The 20,493-nt window shown below is 55.1% G+C and carries 16 protein-coding genes; 3 read left to right on the top strand and 13 right to left on the bottom strand.

From position 1 onward, the window contains the following. Positions 1-344: 344 nt before the first annotated feature. The 9 genes from IMQ33_RS06255 to IMQ33_RS06215 all read right to left on the bottom strand — a co-directional run bounded on the left by IMQ33_RS06255 (position 345) and on the right by IMQ33_RS06215 (position 11,052). Positions 345-1,718 (bottom strand): DUF3999 family protein, encoded by a 1,374-nt coding sequence (locus IMQ33_RS06255; RefSeq protein ID WP_196061543.1) that lies wholly within the window; start codon positions 1,716-1,718, stop codon positions 345-347. Then, a complete protein-coding gene (locus IMQ33_RS06250; RefSeq protein ID WP_196061542.1) occupies positions 1,715-4,486 on the bottom strand; it encodes a DUF2339 domain-containing protein in 2,772 nt (923 codons plus the stop codon). Before IMQ33_RS06250 ends, IMQ33_RS06255 begins: the two co-directional genes overlap by 4 nt. Before the next feature lie 103 nt (positions 4,487-4,589). Next, positions 4,590-6,047 (bottom strand): EmmdR/YeeO family multidrug/toxin efflux MATE transporter, encoded by a 1,458-nt coding sequence (locus tag IMQ33_RS06245; protein ID WP_024528198.1) that lies wholly within the window; start codon positions 6,045-6,047, stop codon positions 4,590-4,592. Between the two features lie 140 nt (positions 6,048-6,187). Continuing rightward, positions 6,188-6,877 (bottom strand): VIT family protein, encoded by a 690-nt coding sequence (locus IMQ33_RS06240; RefSeq protein WP_186579281.1) that lies wholly within the window; start codon positions 6,875-6,877, stop codon positions 6,188-6,190. A gap of 27 nt (positions 6,878-6,904) precedes the next feature. After that, positions 6,905-7,516 carry a hypothetical protein gene (locus IMQ33_RS06235; RefSeq protein WP_186579283.1) on the bottom strand — a complete coding sequence of 204 codons (612 nt, stop codon included), beginning with the start codon at positions 7,514-7,516 and terminating at the stop codon, positions 6,905-6,907. Beyond that, entirely contained in the window at positions 7,513-8,322 is an 810-nt protein-coding gene (locus tag IMQ33_RS06230) for an SDR family oxidoreductase (protein WP_065684709.1), read from the bottom strand. Before IMQ33_RS06230 ends, IMQ33_RS06235 begins: the two co-directional genes overlap by 4 nt. Further along, the gene (locus IMQ33_RS06225; RefSeq protein WP_161739844.1) at positions 8,319-8,975 is read right to left on the bottom strand and encodes a TenA family transcriptional regulator; all 657 of its coding nucleotides are present in this window, start codon (positions 8,973-8,975) and stop codon (positions 8,319-8,321) included. The genes IMQ33_RS06230 and IMQ33_RS06225 overlap by 4 nt, the downstream gene beginning before the upstream one ends. After that, the gene (locus tag IMQ33_RS06220) at positions 8,972-10,411 is read right to left on the bottom strand and encodes an AMP-dependent synthetase/ligase (RefSeq protein ID WP_161711737.1); all 1,440 of its coding nucleotides are present in this window, start codon (positions 10,409-10,411) and stop codon (positions 8,972-8,974) included. The genes IMQ33_RS06225 and IMQ33_RS06220 overlap by 4 nt, the downstream gene beginning before the upstream one ends. Continuing rightward, positions 10,408-11,052 carry a thermostable hemolysin gene (locus tag IMQ33_RS06215; protein WP_196061541.1) on the bottom strand — a complete coding sequence of 215 codons (645 nt, stop codon included), beginning with the start codon at positions 11,050-11,052 and terminating at the stop codon, positions 10,408-10,410. The genes IMQ33_RS06220 and IMQ33_RS06215 overlap by 4 nt, the downstream gene beginning before the upstream one ends. A 190-nt stretch (positions 11,053-11,242) precedes the next feature. Here IMQ33_RS06215 and IMQ33_RS06210 point away from each other — a divergent pair, with 190 nt between their 5' ends. Next, entirely contained in the window at positions 11,243-11,896 is a 654-nt protein-coding gene (locus IMQ33_RS06210; protein ID WP_161711735.1) for a Qnr family pentapeptide repeat protein, read from the top strand. A 119-nt stretch (positions 11,897-12,015) separates the two neighbouring features. Continuing rightward, positions 12,016-12,651, top strand: coding sequence for a glutathione transferase (gene yfcF / locus IMQ33_RS06205; RefSeq protein ID WP_065684713.1), 636 nt, complete (start codon positions 12,016-12,018; stop codon positions 12,649-12,651). 110 nt (positions 12,652-12,761) lie between these two features. Here the strand turns inward: yfcF and IMQ33_RS06200 are convergent, their stop codons facing one another. Beyond that, complete coding sequence (locus tag IMQ33_RS06200; protein ID WP_021180637.1) at positions 12,762-14,216, bottom strand: NAD-dependent succinate-semialdehyde dehydrogenase; 1,455 nt, start codon at positions 14,214-14,216, stop codon at positions 12,762-12,764. Positions 14,217-14,228: 12 nt separating this feature from the next. Further along, positions 14,229-15,494 carry a 4-aminobutyrate--2-oxoglutarate transaminase gene (locus tag IMQ33_RS06195; protein WP_024528194.1) on the bottom strand — a complete coding sequence of 422 codons (1,266 nt, stop codon included), beginning with the start codon at positions 15,492-15,494 and terminating at the stop codon, positions 14,229-14,231. A 120-nt stretch (positions 15,495-15,614) separates the two neighbouring features. Here IMQ33_RS06195 and IMQ33_RS06190 point away from each other — a divergent pair, with 120 nt between their 5' ends. Further along, positions 15,615-17,105, top strand: coding sequence for a PLP-dependent aminotransferase family protein (locus tag IMQ33_RS06190; protein WP_065684714.1), 1,491 nt, complete (start codon positions 15,615-15,617; stop codon positions 17,103-17,105). Positions 17,106-17,116: 11 nt separating this feature from the next. Here IMQ33_RS06190 and IMQ33_RS06185 read toward each other — a convergent pair whose 3' ends face one another. Continuing rightward, the gene (locus IMQ33_RS06185) at positions 17,117-18,457 is read right to left on the bottom strand and encodes an APC family permease (RefSeq protein WP_024483079.1); all 1,341 of its coding nucleotides are present in this window, start codon (positions 18,455-18,457) and stop codon (positions 17,117-17,119) included. Between the two features lie 303 nt (positions 18,458-18,760). Continuing rightward, positions 18,761-20,467, bottom strand: a complete 1,707-nt coding sequence (locus IMQ33_RS06180) for an amidohydrolase (protein WP_098931810.1) — start codon at positions 20,465-20,467, stop codon at positions 18,761-18,763. Positions 20,468-20,493 lie beyond the last annotated feature (26 nt).

The raw sequence follows: 20,493 nt of genomic DNA, 5'->3' as shown, positions 1-20,493 counted from the left end.
CGGGCAGCCGAATATCCACCCACTGGAAACACTGAATATATAAGAATTTATTAGAATACTCTTTAAATTATTAGCCAGTTACTTTAACCAATGGCAGGTTATTAATTTTTAAGTGGTTTTATTATGGTATTTAGCTATTAGTACCGAAGTAAAAATGCCCATACATCAATATAAACCAGACCCACCTGAGGTAAAACTGATCCTACCTACGAACAATGGGCACCATCTTTACTGGATAGCGCCTTAGCCTATAGGGCGCTTCTATATCTATAAATGCACAAGGGGCAACGCAAACTGCGTCACCCCTTGTCTTTCATCCCATCAATCAACAATCACTTGCCCTATTACGGCTTCTGCTGAACCTCTTTCCACAGCTTCAAGGCCAGCAACACCAAACCACCCGCCCCTAGAACCAGCAAGAGCCAGAGCAGGCCTTTCTTCCACATACTGGCCTCTTCTGCGGCATCCACCGCGCTCAAGCGTTCGGTGCCACCCAGAGTTACTTGGGATTGCAATCCAGCTTCTGGCAACGCATCGGCATCTATCGCTTTACGCAGCTCTGCCGGGATCAGGCTATCTAAAGGGATCGCCTGAGGCTGGGCCGCTTTATTTCCCCACGCCAGCAGGAATGGTGTGGTTCCCTGGGCATTGAATATCAAGGTTTGGCTATCGCGCTCCGCCTTAACCTCTGGCAGCGAATCGCCCCATTGCTGGTTGATGCCTTTCAAACGAATACCCTGCACTAGTAAGCCGTTCAGCGGGATTGCCTCTGCGGTGCGGCCATTCACCGAGAACACCACCTGCTTGGTCAGAGGGTGCCAATTGTCACTGGCTGCGCTGCGGTAATCGATCTCGAGTGGCAGCACCGTATTCCCTTGCGTCGGTCGAATGCTGATATTGTTCAAGGGCTGAGGATTCGGCCAGCTATATTCAGCCTCACTGGCCGAAATGGCTTTTTGGTTAAAGGTCAGGCCGATCCTTTGCTGTTCGGTGTGTCTGGAGGCCGCAATCCCCTGTACTGACTGGATCTTCAAATCAGGGGCCGTTTTGGCATCGTTGAACACCAAGAGCAAATAACGAGGTCTGGCATAGTCATCGAGATCGATGGTATCCAATAGCAACCGATCGCTGCCGGAGACCAGATCCATCAAGGGCACATCCTCAGCGCTGCTCGACCAGTCTTTTAAATCGCTGCTATAAAACAGGCTAACGCGGGCCTGCCAATTCTCGGGCAGACGCTCCCAGGCCAGTTTCAGCTGGGTCAGGCGGGGATAGTTGCCATCATGCTGCGGGATCTCCAGCAGATAGGTGTTCCCCATTGGCTTGTCACTATCCACTGGCAAGGTCACTTCAACACCACCTGCGGATTTTAACGAAATCACCTGCTGTTCCTGATTGGTAACCCTTTTGCCATTCATTGGGAACAGGCGCAGAGGGAAAGTCTGGCTATTCTCCTGAGTGGTGACGTTCGCGGCCAGCGCAAAGGGGACGGCCTGCCCCTGATTGTTGAACACCCGCACATCGCGCAGATCTGGCCAAACGCTCTCGGTATACACCGCCTCAGGCAGTTCAATACGGAAAAACGGCGCGCTGCCTTCAGTGGCTAGCGAGATGCCATAGGCGAAATCCTGCGGTTTTTCAGCCACCGGCTGCGCATTGGCTACACCAGCCAGACAAAGTGACCCCAGCAGCAACCCGTTATTCAATTTTACTTTCATACATTCCCTCGTTCGCTTGCCACATTGGGTTCCTTACCGCGCACCGCTTTGGGTGGCAATGGGGAAAAATATCCCACGATCAACACCAGTATCGCCACGCCGATAAACGCGATGGCCCGGGCCAATCCACCACCCCGGGCGCTATCAACCAGCATCAGCTTAACAATGACGATACCGAGCAACGCCGCACCGCCAAACCAGACCTCACGCTGCCCACGGCGGGTTGACCACACCATGACGATCAGCGCTATCAGCATCCACAGCAAAGCGAAGGTGGTCTGCACCAGGCGCGAGCCCCAGAGCGTATCGGCCCGCCAGGCAATATCGGCGTAATAGGCCAGCGCGCGCAGGACCGCCCCATTGCCCCACCAGAACAGCACCGCGATAGTAAACAGCGGCAGCCACTGTTTCAGCAATACGGCGAATTGCGGGTATTCCCGCCGGACAAACAGCCCCAGAGTCACCAGCGCCAAGAGTGCAAAACCAGCGCCCTCTTCCAACGGGTTCAACAGCGGCAAATAACGCCAGCCTAGACTGACCCCATCAAACACGTTGCCTACCAGCAACAGCAGCAGAGCCAACGCCGCCAATGGGGCCAGCGCAATTGCGCCATATAGCTGACGATGTTCGGCAAACGGCCAGCAACCTTTGCGCAGTGCGCCATGAGTTGCCAAAATGATCAGGGAGATGAAGCCCATTTGCAGCCCCAGCCGCCACTCATCCATGCCCCACGGCAAGCGCATCGTGCGCCAAAAGACTTCATAGCCCAACGCGAATACCACCATCCAGAACAGCGACAGATGTAATCCCTGCTGCAGGCGCAGTAACGGCAAGGTACCCGCTTCGCGCTTCAGCAACCAGTACGCCACAGGCAAGGCCAGCAGCCAGACCAGATTCGGCCAGCCGAAGGCCAACAAGGAATCCAGGTCAATCAATTGGAACATCAACATGGCCAACATGCCGGGCCACAGCAGCCAAATGCTATAACGCAGTTCGAGCCAGGCCAGCCTTTGTGCTGCCCAACGCCACAGCACTACGGATAGCGTCAACAAGGCCATCGTCAGGAAGGCTCCATAACCATAGTTGAGCGGCAATCGGCCAGCAAAACCGAGCAGGCAAACCAGCCAGAGCAGGATGCCGCCAGCCAGGAAGGAACGGCTGACAACCTGTCTGAATGCGGCGTCGCTCTCCAGATCGCGCCAGAGGAATGCCACCGCGAGCCAAGTTAATGCCAGTACGGCGAACACAAGCGTAAAGGAGAGCGTCGTCATTCCAGCGCCAAGAGCGACCAGGGCAGAAGCCAAGGCCAGCACCAACAGACCAGAACCGCTGAGGCTCATGCGGATTTGCTTTTGCTCACGACCAAGCCACAGAATGCCCAGCCCTTCCAGCGCCCAAGCCATGGATGTCCACTCAGCAGACAGTGCCAATGGGATCGCCAGCGTAGTGAACACCCCGCCCAGCGCCAAGCCGGAGACTGCCAACATACGGCCCAGGGATGGGTAGCGCTTCAGTGCTGCCCAGGCCAGTAACAGGTAAGCCAAACCGAAGCCCAGCGCCGAGAACGCCGGGCCAAACTCCCAGTGGCGAACAATCAGATACTGCATGCCAAAACCGATTAACGGTGGGCCAAACAGTAGCGCGCCATCGATAATCTTCTCGCCAGGCAACTGAGCACGCAGAGTCAAAGCGAGGCATAGCACGCCAAAAATCACGATATTGGCAATCAGGAACAGCTGGCAACCCAGGTAGTATTCCGGCAGGTAGTTGTTGATCCCCCACAGCCCGGCAACGCCAAAGGAAAAAACAAAGCCCAGCAGGTTAAGTGGCCGCCACGGTTGCCAGACGCTGATCGCCAAAATGCCCAACGAAAGCAGCAGGTAATAGGAGAATAGCGCGATATAACTGCCGCCACCGGTGGACAGCAACAACGGTGAAAGGTAGCCACCAATGCTGGCAAGCATCGCCAGGCTGAGGGCGCGCTGCAATACGGCCAAGCCCACGCTGGCGGCGCAGATCACCAGCATCAAGCCAAATGCCAGCATATGTGGCAACAGCTGATAAAGCCGGAAGGCACCAAATACGGTGATATAGAGCGCGCCAACCGCGCCCCCTTGCAGGATCAGGGCATACATCGTCTGTTTAACACGCAGACGCCAGCCAAACCACAGTAAAACGCCGCTCGCCACCGCCGCGCCCATTAACCTGAACTCAATAGGCAACATGTCGCGTTCAACGGTGTATTTCATCAGGTAGGCCAAACCAAAGAACAGCAGCAAGACCCCCAACTTCGCCAACGGGTTGCCTTGCATAAACCAGCCCACCAGCCCGCTGAGCAGGTCTTTTTTCGGTTGCTTCGGCTTATCAATGGCAGGTTTATCAGCAATAGGTGGGTGAGGGATGGTTGTTACTGGTGCGGCTGGTTTTGGAACTGCAGACTCCCATGGCGATATAACCGGAGGGGGAGCGGCCATGTCAGCTGCGGGTTTAACGGTAGACTGTTGTGCCGCATGCGCCGCAAAGTCATGCCTTGTCTTCACAGCCACAGGTTGCGCCTGAGAAACGGGCGTTGGCGTTGGCCGAGATCTCCCGGTTTCCTCGAACCGAAGGTCATCCACCTGTTTTTGCAACTGGGTGATGGTCAGTGTCAGTTGAGCAATTTCCCGCTGGTTACGGTTGCCACGGCCAAGCGATACCACCACAGAAATGGGTAATACCACCAGGCACAGGAACAACGCCAAGCCAGCGATAAATATCAATCCATCCATGGTGCACCTTTAGATCATTTATCGTGGCATCAGTCTTACACCAAAACATAACCGCCGACAATGGATTGATACCGCCAACCCGGCTCAGGCTAATAAAATACCGTTAGCTTGGTGGCTGTTCTTCGGCTGATTCAGGCTGGTTTTTTCTCAGGCGTGGATATTTCCATAACCAGCGCCCGCTGACCATACGCCAATAGAAGAAGACTCCGCGAACGGCCCAGTCCAAGAACATCCCCAGCCAGACACCCACCACGCCCATGCCAAGCACGATGCCCAGGATATAGCCAGCGACCACTCGACAGCCCCACATGCCCAACATCGTCACCCACATGGCAAACCGGACATCACGCGCGCCCTTCAACCCGGCGGGCAACACCCAGGACGCGGCCCAAATCGGCATAAACGCGGCGTTGAGCCAAATCAGGATTTTGACCACCTCTTTAACATCGTCTTCCTGGGTATAAAATGAGGCAAACAGCCCGGCAAAGGGGGCTGTTCCCCAGGCAATCACCGTCAGGCCAATCGTCGCCAGCCAAAAGACGTGCTTCATCTGCCGCTCAGCCTGAGCAATTTGCCCTTTCCCCAGACGCCTGCCGACGATAATGGTAGAAGCAGATCCCAAGGCATTCCCCGGCAGGTTAATCAGGGCCGCGATAGAGAAAGCGATAAAGTTACCGGCGATGACGTTGGTCCCCATCCCCGCCACAAACATTTGTGTCAGCAGCTTGCCAGCGTTGAACAGCACCGATTCGATACTGGCGGGAATACCAATCCCCAGCACCTCACGCAGTATGCTGCTGTTGAGTGGCGTAAAATAGCTTTTGAGCGTAATACGCAGCGCCGGATTAAAGCCCACCGCCAGAACGGCAATAATGGCGATCGCGCCGATATAGCGAGCAATGGTCAGCCCCAGCCCCGCGCCAACAAAACCCAGGCCTTGCCAGCTAAATACCCCATAAATCAGCGTACTGCTGATGAGAATATTGAGGATATTCATGCCGCCATTGATCAGCAGTGGGATCTTGGTATTGCCAGCCCCACGCAGGGCACCGCTACCAATAAGGGCGATGGCGGCTGCCGGATAACTCCAGACGGTGGTTTGCAGATAAGAAAGCGCCAGCGCTTTGACTTCGGGCGTGGCTTCACCGGCGATCACGTTAATGATCTGTTGCCCGGCCAAATGGATCCCAACCGCCAGCAGCACCGCCAGTACGGTCATTAATACCAGCGACTGGCGTGCCGCCGCCCGTGCCCGTTTACGATCGCGAGTGCCAAGACTAAAGGCCACCACCACCGTGGTGCCCAGATCCACCGCCGCGAAAAAGGCCATGATGACCATGTTGAAGCTGTCTGCCAGACCAACGCCTGCCATCGACTCTTTACCGAGCCAGCTCACCAGGAAGGTGCTGAGCACCCCCATCAGCAGTACGCAGGTGTTCTCTAGAAAGATCGGTACCGCCAGTGGCGTGATTTCGCGCCAAAAGAGCACCCGATAGCTTTTTCGCTTGGCATACCAATGCGTCTTGGCAACGCGCTGGGGCAGTAGCCCGTGTAAGTTCAAGGTTGGCCTGTAACAAGGAAGTGAAACGTCGTTTCAAATGATGGTTTATCAACGCTTACTCTGCAAGCGTTTTCTTCTCACTATGCGTTACGAAGGATGACTGCGACGCAGAGAAAAATATCGCGCTATTGGTTTACCCCTTACCCCGTAACCAAATCAAATAACGCCCCGATCCCCGATGACACCCCCATGGCCAGTGCGCTCCAGAAGGTAATGCGCATCACTCCAGGGCCGATGGGTGCGCCGCCCACTTTGGCCGAAACGCCCCCAAGCACCGCCAGTGAAACCAATGCTGAGCAGGCAATGGCGGGGATGGTCCATTCAGTTGTCGCGATGGCCGCTACACATAGCGGTAATATTGCCCCGGCAGCAAAACTCAATGCTGAAGCCCACGCGGCCTGTAAAGGACGCGCGGTGGTGATTTCTGAGATCCCCAGCTCATCACGCGCATGGGCGCCTAGCGCATCATGGTGCATCAGTTTTTCTGCCACTTGTTTAGCCAGAGCCAAATCAAGCCCACGATGGACATAAATCGAGGTTAACTCCCGGTGTTCACCCTGAAAATCGCTATTCAGCTCAGCTTGCTCTTCAGCCAGAGCGGCCTTTTCAGTATCAGCCTGGGAAGACACTGAAACATACTCACCGGTTGCCATCGACATCGCACCAGCTACCAAGCCAGCCACTCCGGTCAAGAGCAAACTTTGCTGAGTTACGTTAGCCGACGCTACGCCCAACAGCAGACTGGCGGTAGACACTATCCCGTCATTAGCACCGAGAACAGCGGCCCGCAGCCAGCCTATTTTTTCTATGCTGTGTCGTTCCCGGTGCATTTTGTTTCCCTTTATGGACCCGTAGTATCAAAGTTTATCGAGTCGTTGTTGAATGTCCTGATGGCGGCCTTTATCGGCTAATTCTCTGCCTGGCCGGGCAGGGGCCGCCAGTGCTTTCTGTAAATAGAGTTTGCCCTGTGCCTTATGCCCTTGATCTATCAGAAAGTCACCGTAGAAATAGTTGGGATCGATACCCGTTGGATTAATCTGTAAAGCCTGTTTCAACAACAGTTCAGCCTGCTTGTCATCACCAAAGCCAATGGGCCAGCCAGGAACCTGATAATAGAGGGCGCCAAGACTGGTATAGGCTGAGCCATCCAGCGCCTTGGCATCCAACTTTATTGCCAGTTCCAACTTCATTTTCGCCTCTTTGGCCAGTTCCAAAGCACCCAGCCCCCCTTTCTCACCGGCCCAACTACTCTTGACGATCGCAGACCAGATCAACAGGTCTGCGCGTGACCCGTTAGCTGCACTGGCTTTATCCGCAACGGCGCTGAGTTGTTCCAGACAGCTTTCTTTCTGTTTCGCCGCAACCTGATACTGGCAAACTGCCCATTGGTTCTGAATATCGGCCAAATCACTCTGGGCAACCGCGGTTGTACTACCAAAGAACGTCAACACCAACAATAACTTTTTCATCGCGAGTCCTTCTTCTCAAGCGCAGCATTGGCATGGCGGGCAATAATATGCCGCTGTTTAGCCAGCGCTTTATCGACCACCGCAGGGAACAGTGCATTAAGTTTGACAAAGAACCGCTCTGGCCAACCCAACCATCGTCGTTTTATCTGTTTGTCTAACGCAACAATCACCTCATCAGCAACCCATTCAGCACTGTCACTTTTGGTGCCTAACTCAGCATTCATGGCATTAACAGCCGCAGAGTTAAGCGTGGTTTGGGTCGCCCGGGGGGCAAAATAGAGCACGTTAATGGATGAACCGGCAAGTTCTCTGCCGAGTGCTTCACTAAAACCGCGCAGCGCGAACTTGCTCGCGCAATACACGCTATATCCGGCATAACCAATGCTGCCAAAGCTGGAACCGATATTCATAATGATGCCGGGCCGGTCTATATAAGGCAGTAAAGCCCGAGTCAATAATATTGGAGCCTGAATATTTACGGCTAACTGCTGCATTATTTGTTGTTCGCTTTGATCCTCAAGCCAGGCAAAATGATTGGCCCCAGCATTGTTGATCAGGATATCAATACGCTGTTGTTGGCAAAGCAGCTCAACTTGCTGTGTCAATTGCGTGAAATCGCCAAGATCGGCGATCCAAACCTGATGTTTTTCCGGGTGGGGCAATGTGTTAAGCAGCGCGGTGAGCGCCGTTTCATTACGCCCATGTAATATCAGACAAGCCCCCTGCTTTGCCAAGGCATGAGCCAGTGCCTGGCCAATACCACCGCTGGCACCGGTAAGCAAAATACGGCTGTTGTTGAGCCTCATTGTGCTGGCTCCATCAGGCCACGCAGCATGTCGCCATAAAGTTGGTAGACCACTTTGGCAGTATGGATAATCGCGGCACGATCTTCGCTCTTTTCCACCTGGTCCATTAATGATGCAAAAAAGGCCAGATGTTCTTTATCCAGTTCCCCATGCGAACTGAGATAACTCATGGCTTTATCTGGCAATCCCAGGCCCTGCTTGAGCTGCTCGGCAACGGTGGTAGCAATGGCGACGCTGGTGCCCTCAAGGACATGCACCATACCGAAAATACCCATAGGGTTGAGGCGAGAGACGTGATCGTAGAGGAACGCAATCATCAACTCGATTGCCAATACCGGCTGGCCATGACGAACCGCTTCGGCATCCCCGCCACACGTCCTGATATCATTTAATATCCATTCCTGATGGCCATACTCTTCATCAATATATTCGGCAATGGCTCCGCGAACCCATTCATATTCTGAGTTCATCCGGCCGCCCGCTGTCATCAATAAAGGCACGGTATGGCTGACATGATAAAAAGCCTGTGTCAAAAAGGCGATATACATTTCGGCATTAATATTTCCGCAGCGGCAAGCTTCTATGACCGGGGCGGAAAGGAGCTTCTCTCTGTCCACCGCCGTCTCTCGCTGTAACAATTGATAAAAACTCATGTGATATCTCCCGCGATTAACTGATGAATACGTGTGTGATAGGTGGACAAAATCTGCTGTCTTTTCGGGCGCCCATTGGTGGTTAATAAACCGTTTTCAACCGTTAACTGTGCCAAAAAATAATGATGGATCCGTGCATAGTCAGGTAACCGTCCATTAAGTTGAGATAGCTGCTCGGCAAGGCTACTTTCATAACCGGCTGTCACTTGGATCAGCGCAACATTTACGGGTAAACCATCACCAAAGATGACCATGCGGGATATTGCTGGAAAAAGCTGAGCCTCTGCCTCGATCCATTCCGGTGAAAAATTTCGGCCAAAGGCGGTGATCTGAATATTCTTTTTGCGGCCGGTGATATGAAGGAAGCCTTGGGCATCAAAATGGCCGAGATCGCCAGTTGCTACCGGGGATCTTGCAGCAGGTTCCCCCAGGTATCCCAGCATTGTCGCGCCAGAAATCAAGATCTCCCCATCCGGTGCGATGGTTATCCGGCAGTGCGGTAACGGTTCACCCACCGAGCCAGGCAATGCACGCCCTGGCGCATTGAGGGCAACAACCGAGCCACATTCTGATAAGCCATACCCTTCAAAAACCGGCAAACCCAACTGATGCGATTTAACCACTAAATCCGCAACAACCTTACCCCCGCCGACGGCAACAAAACGCAGGCTCTCCGCCAACCTTGGGTTGTGGGTGCACAACATGACGAATAGACGCAGCAATTCAGGTACCAAGACCAGACTGTGCGGCCGCCATTGTGTAATGGCTTGGGCAAGGATCTGAGCGGAAAACTGGCTAGAGCCTGTCAACCCCACTTCCGCCAGCGAGGGGATACGGCTACATACGCCACTGAGCAACGGAACATACAGCCCGGTAATGTTTTCAAGCAAGGTCGACAGTGGCAGCAATGTCAGATGCTGCTGTATGTTTGCCGCAGCAACCCGCTCGGCAAGCGCCAGACTGACCTGCATCAAGTGCTCCTGACTCAAACATACCCCTTTGGGATGCCCGGTTGTCCCTGATGTATAGGTGATTTTGGCCGTATTAGCGGGTAATTCAGCAACAGATAATGGCTGCCGACGTTGCAAAGGGTAATCAAGGAAGGGGGTCGTTATCCACCCTTGCCGGGCAGGCCCAATCAAGGCATCGGCACCGCTACTTTCCAACAACCAGTCTTGTTGTTCGGCACTGAAAAAAAGGGGCACCGGTATAATGACAATATTGGCTAACAAGCAAGCCAGATCGATCATGGCCCACTCCAGGCCGTTATTCAAAAACAGGGCCAGCCGCGATATTCTCTCATTACTGAGTCGCTCGGCCAGAGAGGTGGTTTGCCGCAATAAATCAGCGTAGCTGATGCTCTGCTGACTATCACATAACGCAGGGCGAGAGCCATCTGCGACCGCAATGTGTTCAATTCGCTCAAAAAGGATCATAGCTGCACGCTCATTTGCACGGGAAAGATATCCGGCATGGGGCCAAACAATGAAAGCAATAAGCTGGTTTCACTCAGAATTTGGCGGCCTTGTTTAAGATCGCCAACCATGACACAGGGCTGTCCCTGATAATATTCTCCCCAGGCCTGGGCATCCTCACCCATTCGATCCGGCAATGCAGGGGCCAGTTCCAGAGGGGTCAGGTGCAACTGGTGGAAGATATTTCTCAACTTTTTGGTCCCGGTAAATGCCACGTATTCGAATTGGTTTTCGTAGAGTAGCCGGCAAATCGCCGCAAACATGATCCGGGCATTTCCGGATTCAGAACAGGCAAAGTTTCCTATTTCAACCAGACGGTTACGTGGCAAGATTATTCCCGTCTGCGCGACAGCCACCTCTTCAATCGGCGCATCCAGATAACGCTCAAGGTACAGCGCCGAGTTGTCAGCACGGTTCAGACCACAGGCACCAACCAGAACGCCATCAGCGCGGTACATGCCTAACAGATAAGGCAGGAAGTGAGGAATGAGCGCATTAAACTGCCGACCATATTCATGCTGTATATAAGCCTGTAATAAGGCCCTGTGCTCATGGTCCTCAGCAAACGATAGCTGGTACGGTGCCTGGATATGCATACTCATAATCGCGCCCCTCTGACTGATAATGAGCAGTTTAGCGATGCAAGCTTAAGAAAGAGTTAAGGCGGAGAGAGCACAGGCCCTATTTAAAACCCAACGCCATCAAGCAAGCTGACCGCTTTATACACCATTTCCCTTCACCGTTAACCTCAGGTAGTATCACCATAAACTGTATAAAAAAACAGGTAACAACATGCAACCCTTACTGCTGCATTCTGCCAAAATTTCCCGTGATCAATTCCGTGGTGAGATCATCACCAACGGCAAGTTTCTGAACTGCGATTTCTCCGGCACCGATCTGACTGATACCCAGTTTATCGGCTGCGTTTTCTATGACGAAGAGACCCAGCTCGGATGTAACTTCAGCCGCGCGGTGTTGAAAGATGCCAGCTTTAAAAGCTGCGATCTCTCACTGGCCGATTTCAGAAATACCCAGGCCCTCGGCCTGGAGATCCGCGAATGCAAGGCACAGGGGGCTGATTTCCGTGGCGCCAGCTTTATGAACATGATTTCGCAGCGCAGCTATTTTTGCAGCGCCTTTATCATCAAAAGCAATCTGAGCTACAGCAACTTCTCCAAGGTGGTGCTGGAGAAATGTGAGCTGTGGGAAAACCGCTGGAGTGGCGCTAACGTGTTGGGTGCCAGCTTTATTGGCTCCGATCTGTCCGGCGGGGAGTTCAATCAGTTTGACTGGCGGGCCGCCACCTTCAACCACTGCAATCTGACTGGCGCAGAGCTAGGGGAGATGGATATCCGCCAGGTTGATCTGGAGGGAGTACAACTGGATAGCCAGCAGGTCGTTGGGTTAATCGATCGGCTGGGGATAATCCTGGTCAGTGACTCCTGATTACCAGCCGCCATCACGGTGCCTAATACGCCATTACGATTAATCATCGGCCATCGCCTTGATTTTATTGCATCCTTCGCCAATGATTCCAAATACCTTCCCCATCCTCAAGGATCCGTATGAACCCATCGGCCACTGTTCTCTACACCGATAGCGACTTTTTCAGCCCCTATGCCATGTCGACCTTTGTGGCGCTCACGGAGAAAGGCATGCCGTTTACCGTCAAGCCGGTGGATCTTTCACTGGGGGAACAGCAAAGCCAGGCCTACGGCAGCCTGTCATTAACGCTGCGGGTGCCGACGTTGGTGATGGGTAGCTTCCAACTTTCCGAGTCTTCCGCCATTGAGGAATATTTGGAAGAACTCCACCCAGCTCATCCGCTCTACCCGCGTGACATCAAACAGCGCGCCAAAGCCCGTGAGATCCAGGCATGGTTGCGTAGCGATCTGTTGCCGTTGCGGGCCGAACGCCCAACCGAGGTAATTTTCAGCGCGGGTAAATTTGCCCCATTGAGTGCGGATGCCCAACGGGCAGCCAACAAACTGCTGACTGCGGCGCAAAAGTTGCTGAGCCACGGCCAGGATCATCTGTTCCACGAATGGTGTATCGCCGATACCGACCTGGCTCTGATGCTCAACCGGCTGGTGATACATGGCGATCAGGTACCGGAACCGCTGCGCCACTATGCACAAAAACAGTGGCAGCGCCCATCGGTGCAGGCGTGGTTGGCATTACCAGAAAAAATGCGGAGCTAAAAAAACCGGCGGCCACGACGCCGCCGTTCTCAACGGTGAGAAACATCACTTCTTGCTCGGAGGAAACGCCCCCCAGCGTAGGCCACCGGGGAGCGTTCAAGTCTTGAGGGTTAACAGCTCACGTCAATACACAGGTATTTCAGTTCCAGATACTCTTCGATGCCGTAGCGGGAGCCTTCGCGCCCCAGCCCAGACTGTTTGATACCGCCGAAAGGCGCTACCTCGTTGGAGATCAAACCGGTATTGATGCCCACCATGCCGTATTCCAACGCCTCCGGCACCCGCCATTGACGGGCGGCGTTTTGCGTAAACAGGTAAGCAGCCAGACCAAATTCGGTATCGTTGGCCATCGCGATAGCTTCTGCTTCGTCATGGAAACGGAACAGCGGTGCAACCGGGCCAAAGGTTTCTTCTTTGGCAAAGCGCATCTGCTGGGTCACACCGGTAACCACCGTCGGCTGGAAGAAGGTACGGCCCAACGCATGCGGTTGCCCGCCGGTCGCGATCTGTGCCCCTTTGATCAGCGCATCATCAATGTGGCTCTGCACTTTTTCTATCGCAGCCTCATCGATCAGCGGCCCCTGCGTCGTCCCTTCCTGTGTGCCATCACCGACTTTCAGTTGTTCAACCGCGGCCACCAGCTTATCCACCAGACGATCGTAGATGCCGTCCTGCACGTAAATACGGTTGGCACAAACGCAGGTCTGCCCGCTGTTGCGGAATTTGGAGGCCATGATCCCGGCAACGGCCGCGTCCAGATTCGCATCGTCAAACACAATCACTGGTGCGTTGCCGCCCAGTTCCAACGAAAGCTTTTTAATGGTTGGCGCACATTGCGCCATCAGGATGCGCCCAACCTCGGTCGATCCGGTAAAGCTCAGCTTGCGTACTACCGGGCTGTCACACAGCACTTTACCCACCTGAGCCGCTTCGCCGGTTACTACTTGCAATACGCCTGCGGGAATACCGGCATCCTGCGCCAGTTTCGCCAATGCCAATGCGGTCAGCGGCGTTTGCTCAGCCGGTTTGACGATCATGGTGCAGCCTGCGGCCAGCGCAGGAGCCGCCTTACGAGTGATCATCGCTGCCGGGAAGTTCCACGGCGTGATCGCCGCGCAGACACCGATAGGTTGTTTCACCACAACCAGACGTTGCGAAGCCTGTGGTGCCTGTAATACGGCGCCGTCTACACGCTTGGCTTCCTCAGCGAACCAGGTAATAAACGAGGCGGCATAGGCCACTTCGCCACGCGCTTCCGCCAGCGATTTACCCTGCTCAGCGGTCATCAGCTGCGCCAGATCTTCCTGAGCCGCCATGATTTTATCGGCCCAGGCCAGCAACAATACGGAACGCTGCTTGGCGGTCTGTTGCTTCCAGCCGATTTGTGCCTGCTGCGCGGCGTTAATTGCCTGCTGGGTTTCCTCTGCGCTCACCAGAGGCACCGTTGTCAGCTCCACTCCGTTGGCCGGGTTGATCACGGCTTCACGTTTGCCGCTGCGCGCATCACACCACTCGCCGTTAATCAGGCATTGGCTACGTAGCAGATCGGGGTTTTGCAGTTTCATGAATATTGCTCCTTATTGGGCCAGCGCGCGGGAAAGGATTGCCAGCGCCTGGTTAAACTGGGCATCAGGAATGGTCAGCGGGTACAGGAAACGGATCACGTTACCGTTCACCCCACAGCTGAGTAGCAACAGTCCTGCTTCCTGGGCTTTTTGCTGTACCTGACGGGTAAACTCCGGCGACGGTTTACCGGTTGCCGGGTCGTTGAACTCTACTGCCACCATGGAACCCAGCGCGCGAATATCCACAATCGCCGGGCAGTGGCTACGTGCCTGTTGCAGCACTTCCACCAAATGTTGCCCCAAACGCTGGGAGCGTTGGCACAGTTGTTCTTCTTCAATCACGTCCAATACCGCCAGCGCGGCAGCAACGGCTAATGGGTTACCGGCGTAGGTACCACCAAGGCCACCAGGGGCCGGGGCATCCATCACTTCAGCACGGCCCGCCACGGCAGACAACGGCATACCGCCAGCCAGGCTCTTCGCCATGGTGATCAGGTCCGGTTTCACCGCATAGTGGTCCATCGCAAACAGCTTGCCGGTACGGGCAAAGCCGGTCTGCACCTCATCGGCGATCAGCAGGATACCGTGTTGGTCACACAGCGTACGCAGCGCCTGCATGAATTCTGCCGGAGCCACGTTAAAGCCCCCTTCCCCCTGTACCGGCTCCAGTACGATCGCGGCAACCTGCTTAGGATCGATATCGGCCTTAAAGATGCGTTCCAGGCTATTCATGGCATCTTCGGTGCTGACACCATATAGCGCATTCGGATACTGGCCGTGGAAAACGGAGCCAGGGAACGGGCCAAAGCCCAACTTGTAAGGGGCCACTTTACCCGTCAGCGCCATGGTCATATAGGTACGACCATGGAATCCACCGCCGAAGGTGATCAGGCCTGGGCGCCCGGTGTAAGCACGAGCGATCTTCACCGCGTTCTCTACCGCTTCTGCGCCAGTGGTGAAGAAGGCGGTTTTACAGGTGCCTTCGATCGGAGCACGTTGGTTGATGCGCTCTGCCAGCGAAATATAGCTTTCATAAGGCACGATCTGGTATGCCGTATGGGTAAACGCCTGAAGCTGCTTTTCAATGGCGGCGATCACCTTGGGATGACGGTGGCCGGTATTGAGCACCGCAATGCCCGAGGCAAAGTCGATCACCTCATTGCCTTCCACATCCCACAGGGTGGCATTTTCTGCACGCTCGGCGTAAAAACCACACATCACGCCAATCCCTCTTGGGGTAGCGGCCAGACGACGTTGATTCAGTTCTGCGTTTTTCATGCTGTTCTCTCCGGGCGGGACCAGTTATCGGTTTTGTTCACAAACGTGAAACATTGCGTTTATTTACACCTGATGTGGCCCTATAATCGAGTGCCAGTTACGATTAATTGAGGGATCCAATTGCGCTCATTGAGTGGTGACCTGCTGCTGCAACGCCTCGGCGAGCAGCCCGATGATAAACTGCACAAGCGGTTATACAATGCCATTCGTACCAGTATTCTGGACGGCAGCCTGCCCCCTTCCAGCCGCCTGCTGGCGTCACGCGATCTGGCAAAAGAGCTGGGCCTCTCACGTAATACGGTTTTAACCGTTTATGAACAATTACTGGCGGAAGGATATGTGTTTTCGCGCCAGGGAAGTGGAACCTTCGTCGCAGAAACGGTACCCGACAGCTGTTTATCCACCGCCAGCCAGCCGATTGCCGTTGACGGTGAGCAACGGCGTGCCGAGCTGTCACAACGTGGCATCACGCTACTGCAACACGCCAGCGCTAGCCCGAAACAGTGGGGAGCGTTTATTCCCGGCGTCCCCGACGTGAATGCTTTCCCGCATCACATCTTCAGCAAACTCCAGGCACGCATCAGCCGCCGCCCGACCTCACAGCGCTTAACCTACAGCAACCAGGGCGGCAGCCCGGAGCTGCGGCATGCGTTGGTGGACTATCTACGGGTGTCGCGTTCGGTGCGCTGCTCGCCGGAACAAATTCTGATCACCGAAGGCATTCATCAGGCGATCGATCTGGTCACCCGCATGCTGTGTAATCCTGGAGATGACGCCTGGATCGAGGAACCTGGCTATTGGGGGATCCGCAATATCCTGCGCATGAACGGCGTCAATATCTGCCCCTGGGCGGTGGACGAGGCCGGGATGGTGCCACCAGAACAACCGGCGGCCTTGCCACGGCTGATTTTTGTCACCCCTTCGCACCAATACCCGTTGGGCTCGGTCATGAGCCTGGCTCGTCGGCAACGGCTGCTAGCTTTGGCCCGTGCGGCTGGCGGCTGGATCGTGGAAGATGATTATGACAGTGAATTTCGCTTCTCTGGCCAACCTATCCCGGCCTTGCAGGGGTTGGAAGCCGATGCGCCGGTGATCTACATCGGCACCTTCAGCAAAACGCTCTATCCGGCCCTGCGGCTAGGCTATGTGGTGCTTCCCAAGCCATTGATGGACGAGTTAAAAACGGCTCACGCCGAGCTTTATCGTGGCGGTCATTTGATCATTCAGGCGGCGCTGGCGCAGTTTATTCAGGAAGGCCACTATACGGCACATATCCGCCGCATGCGGTTGCTGTATGCCAAGCGGCGTGGGTTCCTCACCGCGTTGATTGAACAGCATCTGGGTAAGCAGGCGTTGAGCGAGTTCAACAGCAACGCCGGGCTGCATCTGGTGCTCAACCTGCCAGATGATGCAGACGATGTCGCCATCGCTGCGGCGGCCAATGAACGCGGGGTGCTGGTAAGAGCGTTGTCACGGTATTACATGCTGCCAAACGCGCGACGCGGGCTGCTGATGGGCTTTGCTTGTGTGCCAGAAGAACAAATGGCGGCGGCGTTTGACGTATTGTTGGAGTGTATAAGCCCCTCACCCCAACCCTCTGGGTTGGGGTGAGGGGTAATCTATCAATCCAGCAGATCGCCGATATCATCCTGGGTGGATGGGGGATCCTGACGCATCCCCTTGGTCAACCACAGCAGATAAATAAAGCCGGCAAACAGCCAGGTGAAGCCCACTTTCAGCGCTTCGGGATCCAGGTTGACCCACAACCACACTGACATACCGAAGCCAATCAGCGGCAGCAGGCCGTATTTGAACATCGCGTTCAGCCCACGGCGTTTTTGGTTAATCAGGAAGTGTTTGATCACGCTGAGGTTAACGAAGGTGAATGCCCCCAGTGCGCCAAAGCTGATCATCGACACCACCATGCTCAAATCCATCCACAGCGCCAGCAACGAGATGATGGCGACAAACACGATCGCGCGCCACGGAGTGCGGAAACGAGGGTGCAGATGGTAGAACACTTTACGCGGCAACACGCCTTCACGCCCCATGGCGTAGAAGATACGTGAAACACCGGTTTGTGCAGACATGGAAGAGGCATACACCCCAGTGAGGTAAGTGGCCATAAAGAAGTTGTACATCCACTTGCCGCCCACGTGTTCCGAGATAATCAGGCTGGCGGTGTCCTGATGCGGGATCAGCGATTGCCAGTCAGGATAGGCCAGATGCGCGGCGTAGGAAACGGCAACAAAGATGCCACCGGCACAGATCACGGTAATAAGGATCGCGCGCGGCAGAGTACGTTTGGCGTCGGCAGCCTCTTCGGCCATGGTGGCAATGGCATCAAAACCCAGGAAGGCCAGGCACAACACCGCAGCACCGGCGATCAGGCCAGAGAAGTCACCGGCATCCACCAGCAGCGGCTTCATCAATGACGCCGGGCTGAGGTCAGCCTCGCTAAATGCCAGCACGATAAACAGCACGATAAACACCATCTGCAAGGCAATCAGCGTGAAATTCACCGAGCTAAGCAGGCGCACGCCCAGAATATTCAGCGCGCTGACGCTGGCAATGGAGCCAAGAATAAACACGTAAGCAGGGATCGATGGGAATGCCTCGTGCAAGAAGATACCTAAAACCAGATAGTTAAGCATCGGCAGGAACAGATAATCGAGGATCTGCGCCCAACCTACCAGGAAACCGGTTTTACCACCAAAACTGCGCTGTACGTAGGAATAGGCCGAACCTGCCAGCGGCATGGCGTTGGTCATCCGGCAATAGCTCAGGGCGGTAAACAGGATGGTCACGATGGTAACCAGATAAGCGACGGGTAAGTGGCCCTGGCTTAACACGGTAACCTGACCGTAGGTGGTAAACACGCCCAGTGGCACCATATAGGCAAGGCCAAACGCAACCAGGGCGGGGGTTTTAAGAACTCGTTGCAACCGAATGTTTTGCGGCATTACCGTATCATCTCCTGGCGCAGCTCAGCGCTATTCAGGGCCAATCCCAATAGGCTATTTGATTCGCTGCGGTAAAAACAAGGGGACGGATTCTGGCACAAGTTAGGCTGCCGGGGAAGCTAACAATCCGCTTTCAGAAAACCGGGTAGCAATAGGTAAAGAACTGGGGCATAACCCGTTGATTTATTGTTTGCAGGATGAGGAAAAGCGGTAAAAATTACCCTTCAAGACAATGTTGCCGAATTTGTAGAGGCGCTGCATGCAACGCCTCCAGGTAAAATGACCGCTTAATTCACATTGCTATCAGGATTGATAGCTGATCTTCCCGCCAACCAACGTCCGCTCGATGCGGGTTTGGTACAGTTTCTCTGCCGGTTGCTCAAACAGATTATGGTGCAGGACGATCGCATCGGCAAATTTGCCCACTTCCAGCGAGCCAATGTACTGCTCTTTGGCGATCATGTAGGCCGCATCGATGGTGGCTGCGCGCAGCGTCTCGATCAGGGTCAGATCGCGATCGTTGTCCAGGCGTGGCCCGGCGGGATTACCTTCGCTATCCCAGGCGCGGCGGGTCATCCCCACCTGCAGGTTATACCACTCATCCAGGCGATCGATTGGCCAGTCGCTGCCATAGGCCAGCCGCGCACCGGCATCCAGGAAGCGTGCCGCGGGCTCCAGGTGAGGGAAACGGGCTTCACCCAGCATCTCGCGCTCTTCATCGATCAGCACGCCCGGTAAACCGGCCCACTGGAACGAAAGTACCGCCGTTGCCGCCAAAGAGGCGAAGCGCGCATACTGATGCGGCGCAACCAATTCGTTATGAGCCAACCCTGGGCGGATATCCTTGCCTGGGCAGGCAGCACGCATTAGCTCAACCGCATCCAGCACCTGCTCGATTGCGCCATCGCCTACCGTATGGGTATGCGGATGCAGGCCAGCGCGGCCACACTCGACGATCAGCGCGTTCAGCACCGGCGTGGTGAAGTAGAGATCGCCATAACGCTCACCCTTGGCTTCCCCATGATGTTCACGATAAGGCTCTAGCAGCGCCGCCGTCATAGTCGGTGGCTGCAACACGCCGTCGACGAACAGCTTGAGATGGCCAACAGAGATCCCGGCCTGCGGCGTCCAAGGCTGGCTACTCCACTGTTCGGCAAAGGCGACAACCTCTTGCACCGCACGGGCAGCGTCTTCCGGCCCTTGTACGCTGTCTGGCGTAACTTCTTTAGCTCCCAGCACGCGTAAGGTCAGCTCACCGCGATCGCGCAATACGGCGAAAGCCTCCAGTTGTTCCGCAAACACGCGGGTGTCCATCACCGTGGTTACGCCCTGCTCATGCAGTACCTGCTGTACATGAGCCGCCACCTGCACGTTCTGTTCCGCCGTGCCGGAAGGAATGCTGTCAAAGGCGCGCATGGCCGGAGCATCTTCCAGGATCCCGGTCAGTTGACCATCGGCATCGCGGGCGATCTTGCCATCTGGCGGCACTGGCGTATTTTCATCAATGCCCAACATCTCCAGCGCACGGCTGTTAGCCGCCAGCGTGTGGCAATCGTTAGCGAACAACGCTACCGGGCGGCGGGTGTTCAGAGAGTCCAGCAGCGCACGGCTCATGTCCGCGCCAACCGGGATCATCGCCTGACGCTGCCAGGCGCGCACCGTCAGCCATTCATCATCGCCAGCCGGATATTTATCCAAATGGTCCTGTATATGCTGCAAGGTCTGCTCTACCGTCAGCGCCGCATAGTGCAGGCTGCACCCCTTGAGCTGTTTGCCACCCCAGAATGGGTGCATATGGCTGTCGATCAGGCCCGGCATCATCATTTTGCCGTGCAGATCGATGCGTTCGGTGGTGGGGGTCGCCAGCGCAAGCACCTGCTCATCAGTCCCTACCGCAAGAATGTATCCCTGCCCTATCGCCAACGCACTACAAACACGATTTTCCGCATCTGCGGTGAAGATAGTGCCGTTGTAATAAATTACCTCGGCTGCTGTTGCCACTGGAGTCATAGTCATTGTCTCGAAACCTCACAAAA

The sequence above is a fragment of the Serratia sp. Res13-Sevr-LER1-36-b genome, from assembly GCF_015673035.1.
Lineage (GTDB): Bacteria > Pseudomonadota > Gammaproteobacteria > Enterobacterales > Enterobacteriaceae > Chania > Chania fonticola_C.
The sequence above is the reverse complement of the archived record's forward strand: the minus strand, read 5'-3'. Positions and strand labels throughout refer to the sequence as shown.